General features: G+C 68.1%; 28 protein-coding genes and 4 tRNA genes. 21 read left to right on the top strand and 11 right to left on the bottom strand.

Annotated elements, in window-relative coordinates:
- Both ACRDSQ_RS24825 and ACRDSQ_RS24820 read right to left on the bottom strand, forming a co-directional pair.
- Positions 1-251, bottom strand: a 251-nt coding sequence (locus ACRDSQ_RS24825) for an enoyl-CoA hydratase-related protein (protein ID WP_431424374.1), incomplete at its 3' end; no start/stop codon positions are given.
- 11 nt (positions 252-262) lie between these two features.
- Complete coding sequence (locus ACRDSQ_RS24820) at positions 263-712, bottom strand: Lrp/AsnC family transcriptional regulator (RefSeq protein ID WP_187218461.1); 450 nt, start codon at positions 710-712, stop codon at positions 263-265.
- Between the two features lie 74 nt (positions 713-786).
- On the opposite strand from ACRDSQ_RS24820, the gene ddaH reads away from it, so the two are divergent.
- Positions 787-1,653, top strand: a complete 867-nt coding sequence (gene ddaH / locus ACRDSQ_RS24815; RefSeq protein WP_431424373.1) for a dimethylargininase — start codon at positions 787-789, stop codon at positions 1,651-1,653.
- A 174-nt stretch (positions 1,654-1,827) separates the two neighbouring features.
- Here the strand turns inward: ddaH and ACRDSQ_RS24810 are convergent, their stop codons facing one another.
- Positions 1,828-1,995 (bottom strand): hypothetical protein, encoded by a 168-nt coding sequence (locus ACRDSQ_RS24810; RefSeq protein ID WP_431424372.1) that lies wholly within the window; start codon positions 1,993-1,995, stop codon positions 1,828-1,830.
- A gap of 137 nt (positions 1,996-2,132) precedes the next feature.
- Here ACRDSQ_RS24810 and ACRDSQ_RS24805 point away from each other — a divergent pair, with 137 nt between their 5' ends.
- From ACRDSQ_RS24805 to ACRDSQ_RS24795, 3 genes are all read left to right on the top strand, one after another.
- Positions 2,133-2,885, top strand: a complete 753-nt coding sequence (locus tag ACRDSQ_RS24805; protein ID WP_431424371.1) for a DUF5919 domain-containing protein — start codon at positions 2,133-2,135, stop codon at positions 2,883-2,885.
- Positions 2,885-3,355 (top strand): NUDIX hydrolase, encoded by a 471-nt coding sequence (locus tag ACRDSQ_RS24800; protein ID WP_431424370.1) that lies wholly within the window; start codon positions 2,885-2,887, stop codon positions 3,353-3,355. The genes ACRDSQ_RS24805 and ACRDSQ_RS24800 overlap by 1 nt, the downstream gene beginning before the upstream one ends.
- Before the next feature lie 251 nt (positions 3,356-3,606).
- Positions 3,607-5,100, top strand: a complete 1,494-nt coding sequence (locus tag ACRDSQ_RS24795) for an IMP dehydrogenase (RefSeq protein ID WP_431424369.1) — start codon at positions 3,607-3,609, stop codon at positions 5,098-5,100.
- 144 nt (positions 5,101-5,244) lie between these two features.
- On the opposite strand, the gene ACRDSQ_RS24790 is transcribed toward ACRDSQ_RS24795, so the two are convergent.
- Together ACRDSQ_RS24790 and ACRDSQ_RS24785 are read right to left on the bottom strand one after the other, a co-directional pair.
- The gene (locus tag ACRDSQ_RS24790; RefSeq protein ID WP_431424368.1) at positions 5,245-6,702 is read right to left on the bottom strand and encodes a lysyl oxidase family protein; all 1,458 of its coding nucleotides are present in this window, start codon (positions 6,700-6,702) and stop codon (positions 5,245-5,247) included.
- Between the two features lie 25 nt (positions 6,703-6,727).
- The gene (locus ACRDSQ_RS24785; protein WP_431424367.1) at positions 6,728-7,636 is read right to left on the bottom strand and encodes a choice-of-anchor P family protein; all 909 of its coding nucleotides are present in this window, start codon (positions 7,634-7,636) and stop codon (positions 6,728-6,730) included.
- Between the two features lie 304 nt (positions 7,637-7,940).
- Here ACRDSQ_RS24785 and ACRDSQ_RS24780 point away from each other — a divergent pair, with 304 nt between their 5' ends.
- Positions 7,941-8,726 carry a siderophore-interacting protein gene (locus ACRDSQ_RS24780; RefSeq protein WP_431424366.1) on the top strand — a complete coding sequence of 262 codons (786 nt, stop codon included), beginning with the start codon at positions 7,941-7,943 and terminating at the stop codon, positions 8,724-8,726.
- A 71-nt stretch (positions 8,727-8,797) separates the two neighbouring features.
- Positions 8,798-9,649 (top strand): zinc metalloprotease HtpX, encoded by an 852-nt coding sequence (gene htpX, locus ACRDSQ_RS24775; protein WP_431424364.1) that lies wholly within the window; start codon positions 8,798-8,800, stop codon positions 9,647-9,649.
- Between the two features lie 62 nt (positions 9,650-9,711).
- Here the strand turns inward: htpX and rfbA are convergent, their stop codons facing one another.
- The 3 genes from rfbA to ACRDSQ_RS24760 all read right to left on the bottom strand — a co-directional run bounded on the left by rfbA (position 9,712) and on the right by ACRDSQ_RS24760 (position 11,373).
- Complete coding sequence (gene rfbA / locus ACRDSQ_RS24770) at positions 9,712-10,590, bottom strand: glucose-1-phosphate thymidylyltransferase RfbA (RefSeq protein WP_431424363.1); 879 nt, start codon at positions 10,588-10,590, stop codon at positions 9,712-9,714.
- Entirely contained in the window at positions 10,587-10,805 is a 219-nt protein-coding gene (locus ACRDSQ_RS24765) for a hypothetical protein (RefSeq protein ID WP_431424362.1), read from the bottom strand. The genes rfbA and ACRDSQ_RS24765 overlap by 4 nt, the downstream gene beginning before the upstream one ends.
- A gap of 76 nt (positions 10,806-10,881) precedes the next feature.
- On the bottom strand, positions 10,882-11,373 hold the full coding sequence (locus ACRDSQ_RS24760) for a YajQ family cyclic di-GMP-binding protein (protein WP_431424361.1): 492 nt from the start codon (positions 11,371-11,373) through the stop codon (positions 10,882-10,884).
- Between the two features lie 133 nt (positions 11,374-11,506).
- Here ACRDSQ_RS24760 and ACRDSQ_RS24755 point away from each other — a divergent pair.
- A tRNA-Tyr gene (locus tag ACRDSQ_RS24755) sits at positions 11,507-11,587 on the top strand.
- Positions 11,588-12,354: 767 nt separating this feature from the next.
- Entirely contained in the window at positions 12,355-12,744 is a 390-nt protein-coding gene (locus ACRDSQ_RS24750; protein ID WP_431424360.1) for a hypothetical protein, read from the top strand.
- 56 nt (positions 12,745-12,800) lie between these two features.
- Here the strand turns inward: ACRDSQ_RS24750 and ACRDSQ_RS24745 are convergent, their stop codons facing one another.
- From ACRDSQ_RS24745 to ACRDSQ_RS24735, 3 genes are all read right to left on the bottom strand, one after another.
- Positions 12,801-14,000, bottom strand: a complete 1,200-nt coding sequence (locus tag ACRDSQ_RS24745) for a hypothetical protein (RefSeq protein WP_431424359.1) — start codon at positions 13,998-14,000, stop codon at positions 12,801-12,803.
- Positions 13,997-14,521, bottom strand: coding sequence for a sigma-70 family RNA polymerase sigma factor (locus tag ACRDSQ_RS24740; RefSeq protein WP_431424358.1), 525 nt, complete (start codon positions 14,519-14,521; stop codon positions 13,997-13,999). The genes ACRDSQ_RS24745 and ACRDSQ_RS24740 overlap by 4 nt, the downstream gene beginning before the upstream one ends.
- Before the next feature lie 440 nt (positions 14,522-14,961).
- Positions 14,962-15,870: a GNAT family N-acetyltransferase gene (locus ACRDSQ_RS24735; RefSeq protein WP_431424357.1), complete on the bottom strand. Its 909-nt coding sequence runs from the start codon at positions 15,868-15,870 to the stop codon at positions 14,962-14,964.
- A 291-nt stretch (positions 15,871-16,161) separates the two neighbouring features.
- Between ACRDSQ_RS24735 and ACRDSQ_RS24730 the strand changes: the two genes are divergently transcribed.
- The 13 genes from ACRDSQ_RS24730 (at position 16,162) to rplA (ending at position 24,871) form a co-directional block, all read left to right on the top strand.
- Positions 16,162-18,837, top strand: coding sequence for a putative bifunctional diguanylate cyclase/phosphodiesterase (locus ACRDSQ_RS24730; RefSeq protein WP_431424356.1), 2,676 nt, complete (start codon positions 16,162-16,164; stop codon positions 18,835-18,837).
- A gap of 65 nt (positions 18,838-18,902) precedes the next feature.
- Positions 18,903-18,975: transfer RNA gene (locus ACRDSQ_RS24725), tRNA-Thr, on the top strand.
- Between the two features lie 63 nt (positions 18,976-19,038).
- A tRNA-Met gene (locus tag ACRDSQ_RS24720) sits at positions 19,039-19,111 on the top strand.
- A gap of 183 nt (positions 19,112-19,294) precedes the next feature.
- Positions 19,295-19,459 carry a 50S ribosomal protein L33 gene (gene rpmG / locus ACRDSQ_RS24715; RefSeq protein ID WP_091382724.1) on the top strand — a complete coding sequence of 55 codons (165 nt, stop codon included), beginning with the start codon at positions 19,295-19,297 and terminating at the stop codon, positions 19,457-19,459.
- A 92-nt stretch (positions 19,460-19,551) separates the two neighbouring features.
- Entirely contained in the window at positions 19,552-20,010 is a 459-nt protein-coding gene (locus ACRDSQ_RS24710; protein ID WP_431424355.1) for an FAS1-like dehydratase domain-containing protein, read from the top strand.
- Positions 20,007-20,411, top strand: coding sequence for a MaoC/PaaZ C-terminal domain-containing protein (locus tag ACRDSQ_RS24705; protein ID WP_431424354.1), 405 nt, complete (start codon positions 20,007-20,009; stop codon positions 20,409-20,411). Before ACRDSQ_RS24710 ends, ACRDSQ_RS24705 begins: the two co-directional genes overlap by 4 nt.
- 104 nt (positions 20,412-20,515) lie before the next feature.
- Positions 20,516-20,731 (top strand): hypothetical protein, encoded by a 216-nt coding sequence (locus tag ACRDSQ_RS24700; protein WP_091382932.1) that lies wholly within the window; start codon positions 20,516-20,518, stop codon positions 20,729-20,731.
- Between the two features lie 63 nt (positions 20,732-20,794).
- A complete protein-coding gene (locus ACRDSQ_RS24695; RefSeq protein ID WP_431424353.1) occupies positions 20,795-21,901 on the top strand; it encodes a PLP-dependent aminotransferase family protein in 1,107 nt (368 codons plus the stop codon).
- 153 nt (positions 21,902-22,054) lie between these two features.
- Positions 22,055-22,127, top strand: a tRNA-Trp gene (locus ACRDSQ_RS24690).
- Between the two features lie 68 nt (positions 22,128-22,195).
- Positions 22,196-22,621, top strand: coding sequence for a preprotein translocase subunit SecE (gene secE / locus ACRDSQ_RS24685; RefSeq protein WP_431424352.1), 426 nt, complete (start codon positions 22,196-22,198; stop codon positions 22,619-22,621).
- A 71-nt stretch (positions 22,622-22,692) separates the two neighbouring features.
- Entirely contained in the window at positions 22,693-23,520 is an 828-nt protein-coding gene (nusG, locus tag ACRDSQ_RS24680; protein WP_431424351.1) for a transcription termination/antitermination protein NusG, read from the top strand.
- A gap of 82 nt (positions 23,521-23,602) precedes the next feature.
- Positions 23,603-24,034, top strand: coding sequence for a 50S ribosomal protein L11 (rplK, locus tag ACRDSQ_RS24675; RefSeq protein ID WP_091382711.1), 432 nt, complete (start codon positions 23,603-23,605; stop codon positions 24,032-24,034).
- Between the two features lie 120 nt (positions 24,035-24,154).
- Positions 24,155-24,871, top strand: coding sequence for a 50S ribosomal protein L1 (gene rplA, locus ACRDSQ_RS24670; protein ID WP_431424350.1), 717 nt, complete (start codon positions 24,155-24,157; stop codon positions 24,869-24,871).
- Positions 24,872-24,947 lie beyond the last annotated feature (76 nt).

Genomic DNA, 24,947 nt, shown 5'->3' with positions numbered 1-24,947 from the left:
AGGAAACCCGCGTAGATCGCCCGCAAACCCTCTTCGCGTGACTCGCCGAGCACGGTCAGGTCGGCCCCAGCGCAGAACGCGGGCGGCGCGCCCGTGATCACGATGGCGGAGGTCTGGTCGTCGCCCTCGCACTCGCCGACCAGTTCGGCCAGCCGCGCCGACATCGGCAGCGTCAGCGCGTTGCGCCGGTCGGGAGCGTTGAGCGTGATCACGGCGACACCGTCGCGGCGGTCGAGGAGTACGTCGGTCATGCCTGCGGACCTTATCCGGGCTCCGGCGCGGGGGGACGTTCGAGCAGTGTCGACAACACCACAGTGGAAACGGTGCGGGACACCATGTCGATGGCCCGCAGCCGCTCCAGCGCGTCCTCCAGGTGATGGATGTTGGCAGCGCGCAGGTGGACGATCGCGTCGGCGGCGCCGGACACCGTGTACGCGGCCACGACCTCGGTCAGCGGTTCGAGCTTGCGGCGAATTCGGTCGGGTGAGACGTTGCCCTGGCAGTGCACCTCCACAAAGGCCTCGGTGCCCCAGCCCAGAGCCTCCGGATTGACCACCGCGGTGAACCCACGCAGCACACCTGTCTCCAGGAGACGGTCCACCCGGCGCTTGACCGCCGGGGCCGACAGCGACACGACTTTCCCGATCTCCGCGTAGCTCGACCGGGCATCGGCGACAAGCTGCGCAATGATTCGCTGATCTATGACGTCCACACGCAACATTGTGCATGCTCAAGAGCAATGGAGCGACATTGATGTGTGTCGAATGTGGCCATACATTTCGATCCATGACGCTGCTCTCCGAAACCGCGGCCCACAAGGCTGTGGCCGAGCGGGTTCCGACAACCCGCCGCTACCTGATGTGCGAGCCCAAGTACTTCACCGTCGAGTACGTCATCAACCCGTGGATGGACCCCGACCAGCCCGTCGACACGGCCAAAGCCGTCGAGCAGTGGACGGCACTGAAGGAGACCTACGAGCGGCTCGGCCACAAAGTCGAGACCATCGAGCCGGAGCCGGGCCTGCCCGACATGGTCTTCTCCGCGAACTCCGGCACGGTCGTCGACGGCCGCGTCCTCGGCTCCCGCTTCCGCGCCCCCCAGCGCGCCGCTGAGGCGGACCACTTCCGCCGCTGGTTCCTCGACAACGGCTACCGCGATGTGGTCATGCCGGAGCGGATCAACGAGGCCGAGGGCGACTTCGCCTGGACCGGCGAGGTCCTGCTCGCGGGCACCGGCTTCCGCACCGACCCCGGAGCCCACGCGGAGGCCCAGGAAACCCTCGGTGTCCCCGTGGTGTCCCTCCACCTGGTCGACCCGAGGTACTACCACCTCGACGTGGCCTTGTTCGTCCTGTCAGAAGCCCGCGAGGGCCGCCGAGCGGAGATCGCCTACTACCCGGCAGCGTTCTCCGAAGGCACCCAGCGAGTCCTCGCCCGCCTCTTCCCCGACGCCGTCATCTGCACCGAAGAGGACGCCGTCTGCCTCGGCATCAACGCCGTGTCAGACGGCCGCAACGTCATCCTCCCCGTCGAAGCCACCCGCCTGGCGGCAGTCCTCGAAGCGCGCGGGTACGAGCCGGTCATGGTCGACATCTCCGAACTCCGCAAGTCCGGCGGCGGCCCCAAGTGCTGCACGATGGAGCTGCGCGACTAGTTTGGCGACTCTCCGCGACTGACGGTCAGCCGAACTCCACCCCTTCTTGGGCTTTGAGCTGCGGTTATCCGAGTCCCGGGTTTCGTGTGCCGGTAACTGTGCGTTGATCACAGGCGTCTCACGAAACAGCGAAGCGGCTCCCAGTGCCCACACTGGGAGCCGCTCGCCTGTCGGTCATGTGATGAGAGTCGGATCGGCTTCCCCGTTGCCCCGCAGCTTCGCGACCTTGTCTTTCGCGAGCCAGGCTTCCGCGCCGGCTTCGTACCGGTGCCGGGTGTCGATCTTCGCTACCCGCTCCACGATCAAGGCGACCGGAAACGCCTTCCCGAAGCGCAACTCCACCCGATCAGCGGCCGGGGCCACTTCCCGGACACCTGCCAATTTCGTCCAAAGAGGAGGACGGGAGCACCGCATAGCAGGACGTTTAAGGACGTCCCGCCGTACGATGAAGACGTCCCTAAGCGTCCCAGGGAGGCGATTTGCCGAACGAACGACTACGCGACGCACTACTACGCAACGGTCTTGACCTGGACAAAGTCTCCAAAGCCACTGGGGTCGACCCCAAGACGGTCGAACGCTGGATCACCAAGGGCCGCGTCCCGTACCCGAAGCACCGCCACGCCATCGCCGCCATGGTCCGCGAGACCGAGAACTACCTGTGGCCGGGCGCCGTCGCTGCCGCCCGCAAGGTCGAGATCGCAGGCTCCGAGGTCGTCAAGGTCTATCCCCACCGCAACGCCATCCCGGTCGAGCTGTGGGACCGCCTTATCGCAGACTCCACCGAACATGTCGAGCTGCTCATGCACGCAGCCCTGTTCCTGGTCGAACGCCCGCGGTTCATCAAAGACCTCAAACAGAAGGCCGCCAACGGAGCCCGCGTCCGTCTCCTCTTCGGCGACCCAGACAGCCCCGAAGTAGCCGCCCGCAGCGAAGAGGAACAACTAGGCGACGGCACCCTCGCCGCCCGCATCCGCAACGCCCTCGCGTTCTATCGCCCCGTCATCGGGGTAGACGGCATCGAAATGCGCTTCCACCGCACAACCCTCTACAACAGCATCTTCCGTTTCGACGACGAAATGATCATCAACACTCACGTATACGGCTTCCAGGGTGCCCACGCCCCCAGTCTCCATCTGCGTCGCCTCTCGGCGGGAGATCTATTTGAGACATACTCGGAGAGTTTCGAGAGCGTGTGGAACCTATCGAAAGACGCAGTGATTGGGAGTCAATAGTGACGAGGCGAGACTATCTGAACGATCCGACCGCCCCCCATGCCAACAGCGTTGCCGTCGCCTGCAGCACATTCGTTCAGGATGCCGATGGTCGGGTGTTGATGATTCGGCGCACCGATAGCGGGCGGTACACCATTCCAGGCGGACAGCTGGAACCCGGTGAAAGTCTGAGTTCCGCCGCTGTGCGTGAAACCAAAGAAGAGACTGGGATTGACACCGAAATCTCAGGCCTCGTCGGAATATACAGCAATCCTAAGCACGTGATCGAGTACTCCGATGGCGAAGTTCGTCAGGAGTTCTCGATATGCTTTCGGGGAAATCCTGTTGGTGGTGAAATCAAGGTCAGCGATGAAAGCGAGGAAGTTGGGTGGGTTCGAATCGAGCAACTGGCGGAGCTTGACATTCACGACTCAATTCGCCTTCGGATCAAGCACGCACTCGATGGTCGAGACAGCCCATTCTATACGTAGCCGTGTCGGCCGGGTTCGTCCTCAGGTGGAGGTGTGCCCACATCGGGAGCCGATCGCGTCCGTCAGCCGGCGAGCCGCTTGCGGTCGCGGAGATAGAACAGCCACACGACGAGTTGGCAGGCTACGAACCGGGACGCGCGTTCGCCGGATTCAGGGGCTTGTCGGGTACCTGAAACGTCGAGTTGTCCATCCGGCATGCTGTCCGCTTCGGAGTCGGGGTGTATGAGCGCCCATTCGATCAAGGGGAGACCGTGGCACAGCTGGTAGAGGGCATTTCGCGGACGTTCAACGAGTTCTTGCTGCTGCCGAATCGCACCTCGATCGAGTGCACTCCCGCCGCAGTGGATCTGCGGGCGCCGCTGGTTCGGCATGTCACCGGGGAGACCTCGGCGATCGAGCTGCGGACGCCGTTCACGTCGGCGATCATGCAGGCCGTCAGCTCTCCGGAATTGGCGATCGCGCTGGCGCGCGAAGGCGGGCTGGGCTTTCTGCACCACAATCGCCCGGTCGAAAACCAGGTCGCCGATGTGCGTGCCGTGAAGAACTTCAAAGCGGGCTTCGTCGTCAGCGACACCAACGTGCGTCCCACCGACACGCTCGGGCATCTGTGGGAGCTGATGGAGCGAACCGGGCACAGCACCGCCGCGGTGACCGACGACGGGACGGCGTCGGGCCTGCTGCTCGGCCTGGTGACTTCCCGAGACTTCCACCCGCAACGCCACGACGCCGCCGCGCTGGTCAGCACCCGCATGGTGCCCGTCGAGAAGATCGCGCACAGTCGTGACGACATCGCGCTCTCCCAGGCGAACGCCCGGCTGTGGGAGGAGCGGCTGGACTGCCTGCCCACGGTGGACGAGTCCGGGCGGCTTCGCCACCTCGTGTTCCGGTCGGACTACACCGACAACAAGCGCTTCCCCACCCAGCTGGTGGACGACGGCAAGCGGTTGCGGGTCGGCGCGGGCGTCAACACCCACGACTACCGCGACCGGATCCCGGCACTGGTTGACGCCGGTGTGGATGTGCTGGCCTTCGACTCTTCCGATGGATTCAGCGACTGGCAGGCCGAGGCGCTGACCTGGGCGAAGAAGCACTACCCCGACGTGCCCGTCGGCGGCGGCAATGTCGTGGACGGAGAGGCGTTCACTTTCCTCGCCGGCGCCGGCGCCGGCTTCATCAAGGTCGGCGTCGGCGGCGGCTCGATCTGCATCACCCGCGACCAGAAGGGCATCGGGCGCGGCCAGGCCAGCGCCGTCCTCGACGTCGCCGCCGCCCGCGACGCCTACCGCGACGACACCGGCCAGTACGTGCCCATCTGCTCCGACGGCGGGCTGGTGCACGACTACCACGTCGCGCTGGCGCTGGCGATGGGCGCGGACTTCGTGATGATGGGCCGCTACTTCGCCCGCTTCGACCAGGCCCCCGGCGCGAAGATCCCGACCCGCGACGGGTTCGTCAAGGAGTACTGGGGCGAGGGGTCGAGCCGGGCCCGCAACTGGCAGCGCTACGGCCAGGGCGGCCGCGGCCTGCTGTTCGAGGAAGGCGTCGACGGGTACGTGCCCTACGCCGGCGACCTCCATGAAGGACTGGCGACGACGATCGCCAAGATCAAAGCCACCATGGTCTCCTGCGGCGCCGCGGACCTGGCCATGTTCAAGGCCACGGCCCGCCTCACCTTGGTCTCCGAGCAAAGTTTCCAGGAGAGCCACGCCACCGTCACGGTCCGGGAGACCGCGGGCATGGACTAATCGGCGCGCCGAACCCGGGCGCCTACCCGCGCAAGTACCTGGTCACCATGATCATGGCCGAGGAGGACGACGGCGGCTTTCGCCGTGCTCAACGCGGCGGGAAGCCCGGGTGGAGGCGCCATCGAGCACCTCCACCCGGCGCCGTCAGCCGGTCACTCTCGTCGTCGCTCTGCCGAGGGTGTCGGTGAGCGTGACCGCCGCCCTGAGCAGCGGGTCCACCGCAGGCGAGTGGTGGTCGCCATGGTTGTGGGCCGAATCGAACCGGCAGGTCACCGTGGCTCCGGCCGGAGCCTGGGTGGCGCAGTCGCCCAAGGCGCCCAACGACATCCGGACCTGACCCGCGCGCCCGGCCACCGCCGACACCAGCACCCACGGACCGCTCCGCTCGACGACCGGATGACCCAGCGCCTCGCCGTTCGCCGCGGGAGCGGCGCGGGAGACATCCGGGGCCGCCTCGGTGCGGGCCGGGGTGGGGCCCGCCGAAGGCTGCCGAACCACCGTCGGTGCGGGTTCGACACCCACGCCGATCGACACGGTGGCAGGCACCGGGGTGCGCGGGAACGGGCTCGTGGAGTCCCGCACGGAATAGCGGAAGCTGTCCTTGCCCGAGTACCCGAACCTCGGCGTGTAGGTCACGTTCGACGCCGTGAACCAGCCGTCCGATGGGCGTTTGCTCAGCGTGCCGACCTGCGGAGCCTGCTCGATTCGGTACTGGCGGGTGCCCGGGCTGCCCGGCCACGGATCGTCGAACATGGTGGACTGCAAGGCGATCGTGCTGCCGAACAGCATCCCCACCCGTTTGCTGAATGGCGTGGCCACATACCCGTTGACGACCGACTCGGCGGCCGCGTACGCGGGTGTGTTCACCTCGTTCGCCTCGACCACCACACCATCCGGGTCCACTGTGGACCGCAGGCGGTAGCGGCCGGGGCTGACATCGGAGATGTCCACCCACTGGAATGCCAGGAAGCGGGAGTACAGGTCCCGCCAGCCCGCCGAGATTCCCATGTGGATGGAGTCGGCCCCGGGCAGCCCGCGCTCGCAGAAGCCGGTGCTCGCCGACGTGTACGCCTTGTCCACAGGACCGAACGGATCCATGTGTTCGGTGTCCACCAGGCAGAAACCGACCTTCTGCGCGGCGCCGACCTGAGCGGTGCGGTCGCTGTTCCACAGCGAATAGGCCGCCGCGCCACGCAGGTGCCAGTGGTTGTGACCGTCGCCCGACTCGAAGGTGATCACCGGGCTGGGCGTGTGCGGGGTGTCGACATAGCCGCCGGCCGTGTCGTAGATCCGTTGCCGCACAACGGACATGGCGTCCCCGACGCGGTTGCTGCCGCGCATCTCCAAAGCGCCCGTGCCCTGGTTGTGCACGTACCCGTCGAAGCGGAGCAGCAACTGCGAACCAGTGCTGTCGGTGTACACCTGGGGCGCCGCGCTGTTCCCCGGAGGGTCGGCGACCAGGTCCGGCAGCGCCGCGGTGGCCGCCGCCGCCCGGCTGGGGAGGCCGGGCCGCGACGACACCGCGACCAGTGCGCTGAGCACCAGCCCGGTCCCCGCGAGGAGTCGCGGGGACCGGGCCGGTCGGCTGAGTGCGGTGCTCATGACCTCAGCCCATGGCCGTTGTCAGTCACTTGTCGTTGAATTCGTCGTTGTCGGACGGGTCGTAGGAAGCCGGGTTGTCCGGGTTGCCGTCGGTGTGGCAGCCCGGGTCCTCGGCGTCGGTCAGCTTGTCGTCATCGTTGTCGACGCCGTCGTTGCACTGCGTCTTCGGGACGTCGGTTTCGTCGTTGTCGTTGGGGTCGTAGCTGTCGGGGTTGTCCGGGTTGCCGTCGGTGTGGCAGCCGGGGTCCGTCGCGTCGACCTTGCCGTCGCCGTCGTTGTCGGCGGTGTCAGAGCACTGCGGCTTCGGCGCCTGGCACGGGTTGCCGCTGAATCCCGCGATCGACTCGGAGATCGCGATGTCGACGCCGAGCAGCGCCGACCGGACGTGCAGCGCGCGCTGGGTGATCTTGCCCGGCGTGACGGTCTGCTCGTTGATGGCCACCACGACCAGCGGGTTCGCCGGGATCGTGACCGGCTGATCGATCACGTTGATCGGTGTCCCGTTGATGCTCAGGCCCGCGACCTGGGAGTACCCGGTCAGCTTCGGCCCGGTCGGGCCGCAGGTCGCCGCGGCCTCCGAGTGCAGCACCCGTGCGCGGATGACGACGGCGCCGACGTTGATCACCAGGTTGTTCACGACTGCGGTGCTGTTGGCTCCCTGGGCACCGCCGGGAGAGACATCCGTGTTCGTCACGACGATGCCGGTGGACACCAGCGGCGGGACCGCGACGGTCGCCAGGGCGTCGAAGTCGTCGACGCAGGGGTTACCCGGCTTGTTGGAGACGATGGGCTCGGAGTTGATGATCGGCGCGGTGACTCGCACACCGCTCGCGCGACAGGTGAACGTGTCGGTCGCCGCCTCGGCGGTCTGCGCGGGCACGATGATCGCGACCGGCGTCAGGACAGCGACGATCCAGCTTAGTCTTCGACGCATGATTCCCCTCAAGCAAACAGATGGTTCGCCGCGGACCCCCTGGGGCGACTTGGCGAGTGGGAAATCGCTGCCGAGACCGCCGCGTAACGCTTTGGAGAGATCATCACCCCGGATGTCAGCCGTCTGGCCTAACAGGCGGATTCATGGCCTCTGACCTGTGGTTATGCTGAATGGAGACCGGTCGATTCGGCACCTCGGCCGCGTCGGTCTCTGCTGGGGGTAACGCGCGAGCCGGGCCCGGGATACGGCTGTAATCCCGACCCTCGGTGAACGGTCGCGCGGCGCGCGCGTGAGGATGACACCGATGAACGCGAACGAAACCCCCGCCCGCCGCCGCTCCCGCAGGCAGGAGACCCGCCTCTGGCGCGTCCCCGTGGTCCGGGTCGAGCGGATCACCCCGCACATGGTGCGGGTCACGGTCCAAGGCGAGTCCCTGGCCGACCTCGCGGGCGCCGGGACGGACCAGAACGTGATGCTCTACTTCTACCCAGACGACATCGAGCTGCCCGAGCCGCTGACGCTAGAGTCCGCGCGCGGCCTGTGGTCCCAGGTCCGCCCCCTGACCCGCACGTACACGATCCGCAGGCACGACCCGGCGACCAACGAGGTCGACTTCGACTTCGTCCTGCACGGCGACTCCGGCCCGGCCTCGGCGTGGGCGGAGCGGGCCAAGGTCGGCGACGAACTGATCTTCGTCGGCCCCTCGCCCGCCTACCAGCCCGACCCGGCCGCCGACTGGTACCTGCTCGCCGGTGACGAGACCGCGCTGCCCGCCATCACCGCGATCCTGGGCGCACTCCCGGAGGGCAAGCCCGCACTGGCCTTCGTCGAGGTCGCCGACGAGGCTGAGGAACACCCCGGCCACCCCATCACGTGGCTGCACCGCGACGGGGTCCCCGCGGGCGAGAGCACGGTCCTCGTCGACGCGATCCGGGCCGCGGAACTGCCCGAGGGCCTGCCGGAGGTGTGGATGGCGGGGGAGCGCACCGCGATGCTCGCCGTCCGCGCCCACCTGCTCGACGAACGCGGCTACCCAAGGCAGCGGGTGCGGCCCACCACGTACTGGCGGCTGGGCGAGAGCGGCAACTGAGGAACTTCTCAGTAGGCACAGGCGTTTGTCTTCCGGACCCAACAGGAGCTTTACATCGGGGAGGCGACAACGTGCACTGGCATGGCAACGGGCTCAAGACCGTCCTGCTGCTGGGTGGCATGAGTACGCTGATCCTGCTGGTCAGCTCCCTGTTCGGGCGGACCGCACTGATCATCGGCGGCGGTGTGGCGGTCCTGCTCAGCGTCCACGCCTTCGTGAACTCGGACAAGATCGCCCTCCGGGTCATGCGCGCCCGACCGGTCTCCCAGGCCGAACACCCGGCCCTGTACCGAATCGTTGCCGAGCTGGCCACCGCCGCCCGCCAGCCGATGCCGCGCCTCTACCTGAGCCACACCCAGGCCCCCAACGCCTTCGCCACCGGCCGCAACCCACGCACCGCGGCGATCTGCTGCACCACCGGCCTGCTGGAACTGCTCGACGAGCGAGAGCTGCGCGGCGTCCTCGGCCACGAGCTCTCCCACGTCTACAACCGCGACATCCACATCTCCTGCGTGGCAGGCGCCTTGGCGGGCGCGGTCAGCATGATCGCGGGCATAGCCATGCTCACCGGCTTCTTCGGCGACGATGACGACGACAACCCGATCGCCCTGCTCGTGGTGGGCATGCTCGGACCGGTCGCCGCCACCATCGTCCGCATGGCCGTGAGCCGCTCCCGCGAATACCAGGCCGACGAGTCCGGCGCGAAACTCACCGGCGACCCCCTGGGCCTCGCCATGGCCCTGCGAAAACTGGACGCCGGAACCCGGGCCGCCCCACTGCCCGCCGAACCCGCGCTGGTGTCGCAGTCACACCTGATGATCGCGAACCCCTTCCGCACCAACGCGCGCTTCGCCCGGAAGTTCACGACCCACCCACCGATCGACGACCGCATCGCCCGCCTGGAGGCAATGGCCAAGGCGTGACGCCCGGCCTCAAGACAGGCACCCCAAGACCAAACCCGTCACAAGACCAACCAGCGGAAGCGTCAGCGAGCCCCAGCAGCCTTCGCCACAGCCATCACGTACTCCCCATACCCCGACTTCGCCAGCTTCTCACCCAGCGCATAGCACTCGTCCGCGGTGATGAACCCGCGCTCAAGCGCGACCTCCTCAAGGCAAGCCACCCGTACCCCAGTCCGATGCTCCAAGACCTGCACGAACTGCCCCGCCTCAAGCAGTGAGTCGTGCGTCCCGGTGTCCAGCCAGGCGAACCCGCGTCCCAGGTCCACCAGCTTGGCCCGGCCCTGCCGCAGGTACTCCAGGTTGACGTCGGTGATCTCCAACTCGCCCCTGGCCGACGGCCGCAGGTTCTTGGCGATCTTCACGACGTCGTTGTCGTAGAAGTACAGCCCGGTGATGGCCCGGTTCGACTTCGGCTTCGCAGGCTTCTCCTCGATCGACAGCAGCGTGCCCTCGGCGTCGACCTCGCCGACCCCGTAGCGCTCCGGGTCTTTCACGCGGTAGCCGAACAACACGGCGCCGTCGAGGCTCGCCACGCTTTCCTGCAGCTGGTGGGAGAAGCTCTGCCCGAAGAAGATGTTGTCGCCGAGGATCAGCGCGACCGGGTCGTCGCCGATGAACTCCTCGCCGATGATGAAGGCCTCCGCCAGCCCGTTGGGCTCGGGCTGCACCGCGTAGGAGAAGCGCACACCGAGTTGGCTGCCGTCGCCGAGCAGGCGCTCGAAGCTGGGCAGGTCGGTGGGGGTCGAGATGATCAGGATGTCCCGGATCCCGGCCAGCATCAGCACCGAGAGCGGGTAATAGACCATGGGTTTGTCGTAGACCGGTAGCAGCTGCTTCGACACCGCCTGGGTGATCGGATGCAGCCGTGTCCCGCTTCCTCCGGCGAGGATGATGCCCTTCATCGCGGCTCCTGTCGTGTCTCGTCCAGCATCGAGCCTCGGCCGCTTTCCCTTACAGCATTCGCCCTTAGTGTGAGCAAATCGCGGCGCAGCGCGCACGCCCGGTGGAACCGCGCCCGGTCGCGCAGGGCCAGCGCGACATCGATCGACCGCATCACGAACGAGAGCCGGCGTTCGATGTCGTCGACATCGATGATGCCCGTGTCGTGCTCACTCATGGGGACCTCCGGCAGGGGGACGGGGGTGAATCTCCACCTTGCCGCCGAGACACCCCGCCGGGGTCTCCCATCGTGCTTACCGGTAGTTCGTGAACTGCAGCGCGATCCCGAAGTCGCCGGTCTTGAGCAGGGTGATGACGTCCTGCAGGTGGTCCTTCTTCTTGCCGGTGACCCGCAGCTGGTCGCCCTGGATCTGCGCCTGGACCCCCTTGGGGCCTTCCTCGCGGATCTTCTTGGCGATCTCCTTGGCCTTCTCCGAGGAGATGCCCTGCACCAGCGTGCCGGTGACCTTGTAGACCTTGCCGGAGAGCGCGGGCTCCTCGACGTCGAACGCCTTCTGCGAGATGTTGCGCTTGATCAGCTTCTCTTTGAACACCTCGATCGCCGCCGCGCAGCGCTCCTCGGTGTCGGCCTGGAGGGTGATCGTCTCGTCACCACTCCAGCTGACCTGGGCGCCGGTGTTGCGGAAGTCGAACCGCGTGGACAGTTCCTTCGCGGCCTGGTTGAGCGCGTTGTCCACCTCCTGCCGGTCGACCTTGCTCACCACGTCGAAAGACGGGTCCGCCACGTGTCTCGCACCTCCACGTCAAGGGGTTCTGGTGGCGAGGATGCTACCGCCGCGCGGCACTGGGGGTACCGATTGGAACCCGGTGGAGGGGGTTGGGTATTGTTCCCTCCGTCCAGCGGCGCTGGACGAACCCGGCGGGTTGCCCGAGCGGCCAATGGGAGCGGACTGTAAATCCGTCGCGAAAGCTTCGAAGGTTCGAATCCTTCACCCGCCACATCAACGGAACAGCCTATGACTGTGTGACACGGTCATAGGCTTGTTTCGTTATGTCGTGGTCTCGGCGCGCCGCGCGGGTGTCACCACACCAATCGCATCTTATGTCACCGAGTAGTCCGCTGAATTAAGGCGGGCCCGGCCGCATCCCTGCAAATGCGGCCGGACCCGGTCCCCATCGCGCGCGAGGGCAGCGCGATCGGGCGGTGCCGCCGGGCCTTTTCACTTTCCCGGCGGACGTCTCTTAAATTTCAGTCCCCATGGTCCGTCATCGAAATTCTATGAATGGCTGGTGTCCGCGAGGTGTCGGGCAGGATGTCGCCCGGCGAATGCGGGGTCGGGAGTCCCCAGCGAGGTTGCGTTCGTCCACGGTCCCGCCGCGGGTGCCCCTGCATGCCGGTGGCGGGACCGTGACCTCGGCGTCCGCTGGGTATGCCGGATGCGGCCACGCGTTGCTCTCTTTGGACCGGAAGTCTGCGGCCATTTGTCGCACTTTCCGGCCGACGCGCTCGGCGTCGACCTGGTGTCACCCGAAAGATGGACGTGTACCACCATGCTCTGTGACTAACTTTCCATTCCTGACTCCGGGAGGGAGTAATGGTGTTGTCTTCGAAAATCAAGCGTCTTTTGCTAGTCGGACTGTCAATACTGTCTATAACCGTGTCGGCGCCCAACGCGGTCGCCGATGATGGTGGGAATCGCCGGGACCGGCCGGATACGGCGCAGCCGGTCCCCGGCCGCCCTGATCCGAACGCGCCCTCGATCGAAATGGTTCCGGACGATGGGAAGGATCGCCCGGGCGCCACGGCCCAGTACACGGTCGCGGCTTACTACCTGCCGTTCAACTTCTCGTACGACTTCTCCACGAGCCTGGCTTCCCGCTCGTTCTGGCCGTCGTACAACGGCACCGCCTGCGTGAACCTCCGCGCGACCGGCAGCACGGACCCGAGCTACTGGTGGCGTGAGATCAAGGTCGAGATGTGGAACGCCTACGGCGTCGACACCCGCATCGGCCTGCCCGTCCGGTACAAGCTCGACGGGTACTACTACGGGTACTGCTGGTACGGCCTCAACCCGTACAACGAGCACTACTTCCGGCTGACCAAGGACTGGGGCCCCTCCAGAGTGTGGGGCGACGGCTGGGCGTCGCCGAACTGACTCGGTATGGCGGAGGTGGGGCAGGCGCCCCACCTCCGTCGCGGTTGTAAGCCTGTTCATCGCTGCCTGACCCGCATCGCGGTCGTGACCGTGTTCGGGTCGACCATCCGCTCGACGGTGACGCGGTCCTGGGCGATCCTGCCCAGGTTGATCACCAAGTCGCCGTTGGCCAGCACCACCCGGTTGCCGGGCAGCACGTCACCGGGGCCCGTGGCCACGAAGGCAGGCAACCCCGCCTTGTCGACTACGTCACCGGGAACGGCCGACCGCGCGATCTGGGTGGTGCCGACCGAGCCGAGGCCCGTGAGCCTGGTGTCGATCGTGCCGTCCGCGCCGACTACTCCGACCAGCCCTTCCGGCGTGACGATCAAGTCCCCCGGGCGGACATCGCCGATCGCCTTGGTGCTCTGCCCCACCGTCGTCAGCGTCACCGAATCGACATCCGGGTCGGTCAGGGCAGGAGCCAGCCGGACCGGGATCGACGCCAGCGCGGCCACCTCGACGGTCGAGTTCCACGCCGCCACCCCGGACTGGCCGACGATCCACAAGACGCCGTCCGGCTCGATCGGCTGCTCTTCCTCAAGATTCACGTCATACGTCGACGACCGCAGCTTGATCGCCGTCGCACCCGGCGTGGCCAGCGCGAAGCCCCAAGCACCGCCGCCGCGCAACTCCTCGTCGCCCGACGCGGGTTTGGCCACGATGAAGCCCACGGCCCGCTGCCCAGGCTCCACCGTCGTCACCGACCGCAGGAAGAGCTTCGTCTCGTCGGCGACGCCATGAATGCTGACCGCACTGGTCACGAACGCCACCCGGCTGCGCCCGCCGTCCATCGGCGCCACCATGGCGATGACCACCATGGCCGCCGACCGATCCGTCCGGTTCCCCGCGTAGATCGTCCGCACCGGCCCGGTCGGCCCGTACTCCCCGGCCCCGCGCCACAGCGCCTCGGCCCGCTCGTGCAGCGCGATGTCGCCGATGAGGTTGCCCCGCATCGGCCACTCGAGCACCGGCGCCGCCGGTGTCGCCAGATCGGGTTCGGTCGGCCGCCAGCTCACGACGAACGCGCCCGCCACCGCGATCAGCACCACCGCCAACGCCGCCACTATCTGCACCGTGTGCTGCCGCTGTTCCCGCCTGCGGGTGTGCACCCTGCGCAGCATCCGGTCGACCTGATCGACGTGCGCGTGCACGTCCATGGCCCCCAGTTCGTGGCGGAGTCGGGCCACCGTCCGGTCCTGCTCATCCGCGATCATGCCCACCTCCTCCCCGGCGAGGTGACTGCCGCCGCGTGCTCCACGGCCCCCGCCTTCCACGTTTCCCTGACCTTCGCCAGCCCCCGGCTGGTCAGTGATTTGACGGTGCCGACCGAACACCCCAACTCGACCGCGGTCTGCGCCTCGGTCAGATCCAGCCAGAACCGTGCGACCACGGCGGCCCGCTGGCGCGGCGGCAGGATCTGCAGGACCGCGAGGACGTGTTCGCGCGCCACCACGGCACCCGCGAAGTCCTCAAGGTCCAGCTGTCCGGCGATCTCGTCGAGCGTCACCAGGGGTTTGCGCTTGGCCGAGCGCAGAAACTCGTGGTAGATCGCCTTGCGGGCGTAGGCGACCGCGTTGTCCGCGGGAACCTTGCGCCATCTCTTAAGGCAGCGCACCAGCGCTTCCTGCAGGATCTCTTCGGCGTCCCAGCGGCGACCGGTGAGCATCACGGCGTAACGCAGGAGCTGGTCGTACCGCTCCCGGACGAACCCGTCGAAATCAAGGTCCTCCCGCACACCGCCACCCCCCATCCGCCGCCGATTTCCGTCCCGATCCACCCCCTAGACCGTGGATGGCGCCGAAAGGTTGCCGCGATCGTCGAACTTTCCCCGATTGGACCCACGACCGCTACCTTCTGGGCCATGACGACGGTGAATCCGCTGGTCGCCCGCACTGTGGCCAAGGGGCTCGCGGGTGACCGCAGGACGTCGACAGCCGACGCCGTGCGCGGTTGCCGCCGGGGAGGTGGTCCGCACCTGGGCGTGACCGGCCTGATCCGCCGAGGTCCCGACTCGCCCAGCGGTACCTCGCGGGCCACGCGCCCGCCACCGCCGAGGACTTCGCCGGCGCCGCACGCGCGGGAGGGTGGAGGTCGAGCCGTTCGGGACACTGCCCAAGGGCACCACCGACGCGGTGGACGCGGAGATCGCCGACATCGCGAAGTTCCTCGACTGATCTAGCCGAAGGCCGGGCGGCGGATCCAGGTGGTCCAGAGCGGGCGGTAGCCGACGGAGTACCAGAACGGTGTCGAGTACGGGTTGGCCAGAGCGTGGTGCAGGAGCGTCACCGGCAGGCCGGCGGCATCGAGCACGGCGTGCGCGTGCGCGGCGAGGGCCGCGCCGATGCCGCCGCCGCGCTCGGACTCGACCACCCCGAGACACCCGAGGTAGCCCGCGGCGGCCGCGGCCACAGAGCGGCCCGCCCAGTCCGACACCGGCGGCAGCTGGATGTGGACGATCCCGACGACCCGGTGGTCGCGTTCGGCCAGCCACACCAGGGGCTCCGGCTGATTCAGCAGGAAGACGAGCTGGTTGCGCAGCACCTCCTCGGTGCTCTCGCGCGGCGTGATCTTGCCGAACGGCGCGTCGAAGCGCACGACCGTCAGGTTCAGCTCCGTCGCCACCGCCAGGTCGTCGGCGGTCGCCGCACGGATCCGGACACCTGGGGCGCCCGCCTGCCCGCCGCGGCCCGTCTGGCGCACCGCGAGGACGCTGCTCGGCACGAACCCGCGGTGGACCAGTGCCGACACGGCCTCGGTGTCGCGACTCGGCAGCTCGACCACCGCCGCCGAATCGGTGTCTCCCGGCGCGACCGTGTCCTTGATCAGATCCAGCCACTGGTCCAGGAGCGCGCCAAGCGTGCCCGCCCGGTCCTCACCCGCCAGCCGAACGTCGAGTCGGTGCGTCCGCGCGGGCTCCCAGGTCCGGGCCGCCAACCCCACCGGGAGGTGCTGGAACCACGTCACCGCCTCCCCGCGGTCGACGGAGAGCCGGGTCCCTTCACGCAACCGCCCGGGCGCGGGCAGCAGGGGATCGGACGCGCCGACGCGGGCGGCGTGCTCGGCGGTGATCGCGGCTGGGTCCACGCCGCCATCCAACCGCAGGGGCAGACCACCACCGTCGATGCTTCACCCGCGAGGGGTGATCGTCGTCATTCAGCGACAATCCGCCGATCACGTCGGACAGTGCCCAAGCGCACGTCACGGTCGGCGCAGTGTCATCAACCTGCGGCGGACGTGCCCCGATCATGGTGTCGGCGGGTAACTAGCACACGTGCCTCTTTCGCCTGATCGGGGTACAGTCAGCGAGCCGTCGGGGGACCCGCCATGTGCGGGGCATACCAACCGGGCCCACCATCGGCCGTCCGAGGAGGTTGCATGCCGGACCACTCAGGCGCGGCCGAACCGGTGGCGACGCCACCACCACCCGCTGAGATCACTCAGTCCGAAAGTCCTCAGTGGCCTGCCGAGGATCCGGCGCCCAACCGGCGCTTCCTGGTCTTCTCCCTCATGGTTCTCGTCTCCGCCGTCACCGCCGCCTGCCTGGTGTCGTGGTGGCTGCCCTCGTACCCGCGCCCGCAGCTGATCTGGATCGGGCTGCTCCTCGCGCTCGGGTTCCTGATCGCCGAACAGCTCGCGATCAACATCGACGTCCGCAGCGGGGTGTCGTGGTCGATCTCCTTCTGTGAGATCCCGCTGGTCATCGGCCTGTTCGTGGCCCCGTTCGAAGTCGTCCTCGCCGCCCACCTGGCCGCGGGCGTCGGCACCCTGCTCGTGCGCCGGGTCCACGACCGCATCCTCTACAACGCGGGCGCGATGATCTTCGAGATCTGCTCCGCGTTCGCCACCCTCACCCTGGTCAACCAGCTGCTCGGCGGTTTCGGACCCTCGTGGGCCGGGGTGATCGCGGGCGCGCTCATCGCGCCGCTGTCGAGCACCCTGCTCGCCCTGGTCTGCGTGCGTGTCCTCGGCCGCCGGATGCGGGTCGGCGCGGCCGTCCGCCTGGTCCTGCGCACCCTGGTCCTCGGCATGGTCAACGCCTCCGCGGGCGTGATCGGCTACCAGGTCGCGGTGCACGCCGAGGCAGGCGCGCCGCTGCTCGTCCTCGCGCTCGGCGGCCTGTCCGCCCTCTACCTCGCCTACTCCGGGATGCTGCGCGAGCAGCGCGACCTCGAAGCGCTCTCCGAGGTCAGCCTCATCGTCGCCCGCGCCGGGCACCAGGCCGCCGCGAAGCCGTCGCTCGGGGTCAGTGAGTCCGCGCGCGTAGAGCAGAGCACCGACGACGAGTGGCAAGTCATCGCCGACCGGATCAAAGACCAGCTCGGCGCGGCCCGCGTCGTGCTGCGCCTGCGGTTCGACGCGCAGCAGCCGCTGCACACCGTGGTCTCCGGCGAGGACCTCCCCGCCGAGATGTACGGCGTCGACGCCACCGGCTCCCGCGCCGACGCGCTCCTGCGCCTGCCCGGCTCACAGGTCCGCCATTTCCGCCGCGGCGACGCGGCGCCGGAGATCCGCCACGCGCTGATGCGCCGCGGCGCCGACGAGGCCCTCGTGGTCCCGCTGCGCAGCGGCAGCCACCTGCTCGGCATCGTCGAGGCGCACGACAAGCTGTCCCGCTGGCGCGGCTTCGGCAGGCCCGACGTGCGGCTCATCGGCACCATGGCCAGCCACCTCGCGACCGCCATGGACAACCGCAGGCTGCTCGCGACCCTGCGCCACGACGCCTACCACGATCCGCTGACCGGCCTGCTCAACCGCCTCGGCTTCCGCCGGGCCGCGGGCGACCAGCTGCGCCGCCACCCCGACTCCGTGGTCCTGCGCATCGACCTCGACGTGCTCGCCACCGTCAGCGACGCCCTCGGCTACGCGTGGAGCGACCGCATGGTCGTCGCCGCCGGCCGCAGGCTGCGTGACGAACTCGGCTCCGCCGTGGCCCTGGCCCGGCTCGAGGGCGGCGCGTTCGCCGCGCTCCTCGTGGACACCGACGACGACCGTGCCCACGCCATCGCCGAACGCCTGCGCGCGTCCGTCGCCGCGCCGTACCCCGTCGACCGGCTCACCGTCGAAGCGGGCTCGGTCGTCGGCTACTCGACCCCGAAGTCGCTGGAAGGCGAGAGCCTGGCCGCCGACGTCGACGTCGGCGCGCTGCTGCAGCGGGCCGACGTCGCGCTGCGGGCCGCGCGGTCCAGCGGCGACAACGTCCGCGTGTACCTGCCGACCATGGGTCAGATCTTCCTGCGCCGCTTCCAGCTCGTCACCCAGTTCCGCCAGGCGCTGGAGACCGGCCAGGTCAAGGTCCACTACCAGCCGAAGGTCGCGCTCCCCAGCCGCCAGGTCCTCGGCGTCGAGGCGCTGGTTCGCTGGCGCCACCCCGAGTTCGGCAAGCTCGACCCGGACGAGTTCGTCCCGGCCGTCGAGGCGGCGGGCCTGATCGACGCGCTGACCGGGTTCGTGATGGACCAGTCCCTCATCCGGGTCCGCAAGTGGCTCGACCGGGGCCTGCGGATCTCCGCCGCGGTCAACCTGTCGGTGCGCAGCCTCGACGACGCCGCGTTCCCCGACCGGGTCGCCGACGCGCTCGACCGGCACGGTGTGCCGCCGGAGCTGCTCACCCTGGAGCTGACCGAGTCCGGCGTCATGGCCGACCCGCAGCGCGCCCTCCCGGTGCTGCGCAGGCTGCACGCGCTCGGCGTCGTGCTCGCCGTGGACGACTTCGGCACCGGTTACTCGTCGCTGGCCTACCTGCGCCAGCTCCCGGTCGACGAGGTGAAGATCGACAAGAGTTTCGTGCTCGGCATGGGCACCGATCTTGGCGACCACGCGGTGGTCCGCTCGATCGTCGAACTCGGCCACTCGCTCGGCCTCACCGTGGTCGCCGAAGGCGTCGAGGAAGACGTCGCGCGTGATCAGCTCGCGGCCATGGGCTGCGACGTCGCGCAGGGCTATTTGATCTCCCGCCCGCTGTCGGAAAGTCGGCTGGAAGCGTGGCTGCAGGCCAGAACCATGCAGGCCAAGGGCGTGCGCGACGAGACCGTGTTGACCTTGCTCTCGTGATGCCACCCCCCGTTTTGGAGCTTTCCGGGAGGCTGTGTAAAGTTACGCCCGTCCCCCAGGGACAAGCCCCTTTAGCTCAGTCGGCAGAGCGTCTCCATGGTAAGGAGAAGGTCTACGGTTCGATTCCGTAAAGGGGCTCGACAGATCGGCCGCGTTGCACCGAGATATCCTTGCGGTGTGTCGCGGCTTGATCCATGTCAAAGCGGTGTAGCTCAGCTGGTAGAGCAAGCGGCTCATAATCGCTGTGTCGCCGGTTCAAGTCCGGCCACCGCTACGCGATGGGTGGCCCGTGTCGATGGAGAGCATCGACCTGGTCGCTTCGCAATAGCTTCTGGGGGCGGAGCCCCCAGGCCCCACCCCAGGGGGCTTGCCCCCTGGACCCCCTCCGTAGGCGGGGGACCTGGCGGGGAACGTGTGGTCCCGTCCTGGTTTGTGTGTGTTGTAAGGAAGGTTTGTTGTGGCTTCTACTGATGTGCGGCCGAAGATCACGTTGGCGTGTGAGAGCTGCAAGCACCGGAACTACATCACCAAGAAGAACCGGCGTAACGACCCGGATCGCCTGGAGATGAAGAAGTTCTGCCCCAACTGCAAGACGCACCAGCTCCACAAGGAAACTCGCTGACGCGAGTCCCATGACTGATCGCCGAGACCGCCCTACCCGTTGGTAGGGCGGTCTTTGGCATCTACGGCCAACCGCTTGGGTAGCCTTCTCCAGTGGCCTTGGATCAATCGTTTGTCGGGCGGTCGTACCCGCCGTCGTCGGTATATGAGGTAAGCCGGGAGAAGATCCGCGAGTTCGCCGAGGCGATCGGGGATTCGAACCCGCTGTTCGTCGATGTCGAGGCCGCGCGGGCCGCCGGATACCCGGACGTGATCGCGCCGCCGACGTTCACCACGATCGTCAACCTCGCCGCGATCAACCGGATCGTGAGCGACCCGGACCTCGGGCTGGACTACAGCCGGATGGTGCACGGGGACCAGCGGTTCACCTATCACCGCCCGCTCGTCGCCGGTGACCAGCTCGTCGTCACGAGCTACGTGGACAACATCATGAGCCGCGCCGGCAACGACTTCATCACCTTGCGCGCCGAGATCGCCGACGCGAACGGCGACCCCGTCGTCACCGCCAAGGCCCAGCTCGTCGTGCGCGACGCCGAGGAGGCGGGCGAATGAGCACCCCCCAGGTCGGCGACGTCCTGCCGACGATCCAGGTCAGGATCACCCGCGAGTGCCTCGTGCGGTACGCCGGCGCCTCGCTCGATTTCAACCTCATTCACTGGAACGAGCGCTTCGCGCGCGAAGTCGGGCTACCCGACGTGATCGCGCACGGGATGCTCACGATGGCCATCGCCGGGCGGGTCGCCACCGAGTGGGGCGGCGAGCTCGTCGACTACTCGGCGCGGTTCACCCGGCCCGTCGTCGTCCCCGACGACGACAAGGGCGCGCTGGTCGAGGTGTCCGGCAAGGTCGGCGCGGTCAACGACGACGGCACTGTGCGGCTCGACCTGACCGCGGTGTTCGACGGCAAGACGGTCCTCGGCAAGCCGGTCGCGGTGGTCCGCCCCCGTTCATGAGCTGTTTCATGGCGACGTCGCCGCTATCCATTGCGGTGACACTCCGACGGGTGCAGGCTGGGCACGCTTCGTGACCGTGGTTGCACTCTCCAGGAGGAACGTTCGTGGCCGTGAACCTGAACAAGCTGGTCGACAAGGCGTACGAGGACAAGAGCCTGAGCGAGCTGCTCGACGCTCCTCCGTCGGCGCTGGAGGGTCTGACCCCCAAGCACGACGAGCTGCTCGCCGAGCTGGGCATCAAGTCCGTCGCCGACCTGGCGAAGTGGAAGTACGCCGAGCGCGCGTCCGCCATCGCGGCGCTGGCCCCCTTCCAGGCCTGATCAAGACCGCGCGGGGAGCACCCGACCGGGCTCCTCGCGCGCGGTTCATCTAGATTTCACGGGGTGACGGCCTCAGAAATGATCTCCTTCGCCCGCGGCGCCCCCTCCCTCGACATCATCGACGTCGACGGCCTCAAAGCCGCCGCGGACGCCGCACTCACCACCGACCCCGGCGGCGCGCTGGGGTACGGCACGGCAGTGGGCTACGTCCCGTTCCGCAAGTACCTCGCCGACCTCCACGGCGTGCCGGTCGAGCAGGTTCTGGTCACCAACGGCTCGATGCAGGCCGACGCGTTCCTCTTCGACGAACTGGCCAGGCCCGGTCAGCCGGTCATCGTGGAGCGCCCGACCTACGACCGCACGCTGCTGGGCCTGCGCGGCCGCGACGCCGACGTGCGCCCGGTCTCCCTCGACGTCGACGGCATCGACACCGACGAGCTGGCCGCGCTGCTCGAAGGCGGCCTGCGCCCGACGTTCGCGCACATCATCCCCAACTTCCAGAACCCGGCCGGCTACACGCTGAGCCTGGCCAAGCGCAAGCGCCTGCTGGAGTTGGCCGAGCAGTACGACTTCACGATCTTCGAGGACGACCCGTACCGGCTGATCCGGTTCGCGGGCGAGGCGCTGCCCTCGATGCTCGAGCTCGACGAGGGCCGCGGCCGCGTCGTGTTCGCCAGCTCGTTCTCCAAGACCGTGGCGCCGGGCACCCGCGTCGGCTACCTGGTCGGGTCCGCCGAGCTGATCGACAAGATCCGCGTGCGCGCGACCAACACCTACATCTCGCCGAACATGCTCGCGCAGGCGATCGTCCACCAGTTCTGCGTCAGCGGCGGCATCGAGCGCTCCATCGCCACGGTGAACGCGGCCCTGGCGGAGCGGGTGCAGGTGCTGTGCGCCGCACTGGAGAAGCACATGCCGGAGGCGAAGTTCACCGCCCCCGAGGGCGGCTACTTCATGTGGGTCGAACTGCCCGACGGCGTCGACGTGGCGAAGCTGCTGCCCGCCGCCGAGGAGCGCGGTGTGACGTTCGTCAAGGGCACCGACTTCCTCATCGAGGGTGGACAGTCGACCCTGCGCATGGCGTACTCGGGCGTGCGCGCGGACCAGATCGAGGACGGCATCACCCGGCTCGCCGACGCCCTGAAGTCGCTTCAGGTCGCCGCGGGCTGAGCCCACGGCCGGGCTCGGGGTACTCGGTTGCGGTACCTCGGGCCCGGTACCGTATGCTTCCGTGCTTGAACGCCCTGACGCTCCCCGCTTGGTTAGAGTGGGGATGGTCAAAGGCGTCCGAACGCGGTCCAGCGGCTCGCTGGTGGGCAGCGAAGGGGTGTAGCTCAATTGGTAGAGCAGCGGTCTCCAAAACCGCAGGTTGCAGGTTCAAGTCCTGTCGCCCCTGCGTTTGACGTCCAGCCCGGGTGAACCCCCGGCCGGGCGGTGAATACACACCGAGTTGGAGGAACTGGCGTGGCCGAGGACAAGGAACGGGAAGAGGGGCAGCAGGAGCGCCCGTCTCGTCCGGTCACCGCCGCTGCGCGGCGGGAACGCCGTGGCACGGCTCGCCCGGCCGCCCGTAAGGACGCGGACAGCAAGTCGGACCGGGCCAGGTCCCGGGTGGCGAAGTCCGGCGCCAAGGCAGACTCCGACGCGGCCGACCGCAAGGGTCGGCCCACCCCCGCCAGGGACCGCAAGGAGTCGACGGGCTCGATCTTCGCCCGTGTCTCCCGGTTCCTCCGCGAGGTCGTAGCCGAGCTGCGCAAGGTCATCTGGCCGACGCGGAAGCAGATGATCACCTACACCACCGTGGTGCTGGTGTTCGTGGCTTTCATGGTCGCCGTCATCTCGGGCCTCGACCTGGCTCTCGGCAAGGGCGTGTTCTGGCTGTTCGGCTGAGCTTGCGCCCAGCGGGGCGCGCCGGTCGAATAAGCGGAATACGTGTTGTATGAAAGGAAGCGAGACCTACTGTGACCTCCGAGAACGGCGCCGCGGGCGGCAGTGAGCTGACCAGCCTCACCGACGACGAGGTTGTCACCCCGTCGTCGGAAGGCGACGTCGAGCCCACCGAAGCCACCGAGTCGGACGCCGTGGAGACCGCCGAAGCCGAGACCGCTGTGGAGTCCGAGGACACCGAGGACACCGAGGACACCGCGAGCGCCGAAGCCGACGCCGCCCCGATCGACGAGGCCCCCGCCGATCCGGCCACCGAGATGCGCGACGCCCTGCGCCGCGCCCCCGGCGACTGGTACGTCGTGCACTCCTACGCGGGCTACGAGAACAAGGTCAAGACCAACCTCGAGACCCGCATCCAGACCCTCGACATGGAGGACTTCATCTTCCAGGTCGAGGTGCCGACCGAAGAGGTCACCGAGATCAAGAACGGCCAGCGCAAGCTGGTGCAGCGCAAGGTGCTGCCCGGCTACATCCTGGTCCGCATGGAGCTCAACGACCCGTCCTGGTCCGCGGTGCGCAACACGCCGGGCGTCACGGGCTTCGTGGGCGCCACCTCCAAGCCCTCCCCGCTGACCATCGACGAGGTGCTGAAGTTCCTCCTCCCGCAGGTCGAGGAGGCCAAGCCCGCGAAGGGTTCGGCGACTGCGCAGTCGCGCGGCCCGCAGGTCGAGGTGGACTTCGAGATCGGCGAGTCGGTCACCGTCATGGACGGCCCGTTCGCCACGTTGCCCGCCACGATCAGCGAGGTCAACGCTGACGGGCAGAAGCTGAAGGTCCTGGTGTCGATCTTCGGCCGGGAGACCCCGGTCGAGCTGTCGTTCAACCAGGTCTCCAAGATCTGACCGGTCCGAACACCGGACCGGCCGGCCACCCGGGCGCAGCCATTCGCCCGCGGTGGACAACGCGATAACAGGAAGCACGGAAATGCCACCCAAGAAGAAGAAGCTTGCAGCGATCATCAAGCTGCAGATCACGGCGGGACAGGCCAACCCGGCGCCGCCGGTCGGCCCCGCGCTTGGTCAGCACGGCGTCAACATCATGGAGTTCTGCAAGGCCTACAACGCCGCGACCGAGTCGCAGCGTGGCACCGTGGTGCCGGTCGAGATCTCCGTGTATGAGGACCGCACGTTCGACTTCAAGCTCAAGACCCCGCCCGCCGCGAAGCTGCTGCTCAAGGCCGCTGGTGTGGACAAGGGTTCGGCCGAGCCGCACAAGGTCAAGGTCGCCAAGGTGACTTGGGACCAGGTCCGCGAGATCGCCGAGACCAAGAAGTCCGACCTCAACGCCAACGACGTCGAGCAGGCCGCGAAGATCATCGCCGGCACCGCTCGCTCCATGGGCATCACGGTCGAATAAGCACCACCCGCCAGACCAAGCAAGTGTGGGAGGGCCAGGCGCTGGTCCGCACCACGACTGATCCGGACGCCGGGGACGGTTTCCTGCCCCAGGTGTGCAATGAAATGTGAAGGAACAGCAATGGCAAAGCGCAGCAAGGCTTACCGTCAGGCGGCCGAGCTGGTCGACCGCGAGCGGCTCTACAGCCCGCTCGAGGCCGCCCAGCTGGCCAAGGAGACCTCCAAGGTCAAGCTCGACGCGACCGTCGAGGTCGCCATGCGTCTCGGCGTCGACCCGCGTAAGGCCGACCAGATGGTCCGCGGCACCGTCAACCTGCCGCACGGCACCGGCAAGACCGCCCGCGTCATCGTGTTCGCGACCGGCGACAAGGCCGCCGAGGCTGAGGCCGCCGGCGCCGACGCCGTGGGCTCGGAAGACCTGATCGAGCGCATCCAGGGCGGCTGGCTCGACTTCGACGCCGCGATCGCCACCCCCGACCAGATGGCCAAGGTCGGCCGCATCGCCCGCGTCCTGGGCCCGCGTGGTCTGATGCCGAACCCGAAGACCGGCACCGTGACCCCGGATGTCACCAAGGCGGTCAACGAGATCAAGGGCGGAAAGATCAACTTCCGCGTCGACAAGCAGGCCAACCTGCACTTCGTCATCGGCAAGGCCTCTTTCGACCACGCCAAGCTGGTCGAGAACTACGCCGCCGCCCTCGACGAGGTCCTGCGGGCCAAGCCGTCTTCGGCCAAGGGTCGGTTCCTGAAGAAGGTCACCTTCAGCACCACCATGGGCCCCGGCATCCCCGTCGACCCGGCGCGCACCCGCAACCTCCTCGAGGACGACGCTGTGTAATGGCGCCCCCTCCGGGGGCGCGCCTCGGTCGCCTTTGAGCTGACATGCGAGAGGCCCGTGGACACGACGACTGCGT

This window comes from Actinokineospora sp., from assembly GCF_050699995.1.
Taxonomy (GTDB): Bacteria; Actinomycetota; Actinomycetes; order Mycobacteriales; family Pseudonocardiaceae; genus Actinokineospora.
This window is presented reverse-complemented; position numbering and strand designations above follow the sequence as displayed.

Bases quoted from the DNA above. Each gene is read 5' to 3' on its own strand.
- ACRDSQ_RS24730 (WP_431424356.1), top strand. From the start codon at position 16,162: ATGCCGGACCACTCAGGCGCGGCCGAACCGGTGGCGACGCCACCACCA.
- ACRDSQ_RS24790 (WP_431424368.1), bottom strand. From the start codon at position 6,702: ATGAGCACCGCACTCAGCCGACCGGCCCGGTCCCCGCGACTCCTCGCG.
- rplK (WP_091382711.1), top strand. From the start codon at position 23,603: ATGCCACCCAAGAAGAAGAAGCTTGCAGCGATCATCAAGCTGCAGATC.
- ddaH (WP_431424373.1), top strand. From the start codon at position 787: ATGACGCTGCTCTCCGAAACCGCGGCCCACAAGGCTGTGGCCGAGCGG.
- ACRDSQ_RS24780 (WP_431424366.1), top strand. From the start codon at position 7,941: ATGAACGCGAACGAAACCCCCGCCCGCCGCCGCTCCCGCAGGCAGGAG.
- ACRDSQ_RS24765 (WP_431424362.1), bottom strand. From the start codon at position 10,805: ATGAGTGAGCACGACACGGGCATCATCGATGTCGACGACATCGAACGC.
- ACRDSQ_RS24750 (WP_431424360.1), top strand. From the start codon at position 12,355: ATGGTTCCGGACGATGGGAAGGATCGCCCGGGCGCCACGGCCCAGTAC.
- ACRDSQ_RS24705 (WP_431424354.1), top strand. From the start codon at position 20,007: ATGAGCACCCCCCAGGTCGGCGACGTCCTGCCGACGATCCAGGTCAGG.
- ACRDSQ_RS24745 (WP_431424359.1), bottom strand. From the start codon at position 14,000: ATGATCGCGGATGAGCAGGACCGGACGGTGGCCCGACTCCGCCACGAA.
- rfbA (WP_431424363.1), bottom strand. From the start codon at position 10,590: ATGAAGGGCATCATCCTCGCCGGAGGAAGCGGGACACGGCTGCATCCG.
- ACRDSQ_RS24785 (WP_431424367.1), bottom strand. From the start codon at position 7,636: ATGCGTCGAAGACTAAGCTGGATCGTCGCTGTCCTGACGCCGGTCGCG.
- rplA (WP_431424350.1), top strand. From the start codon at position 24,155: ATGGCAAAGCGCAGCAAGGCTTACCGTCAGGCGGCCGAGCTGGTCGAC.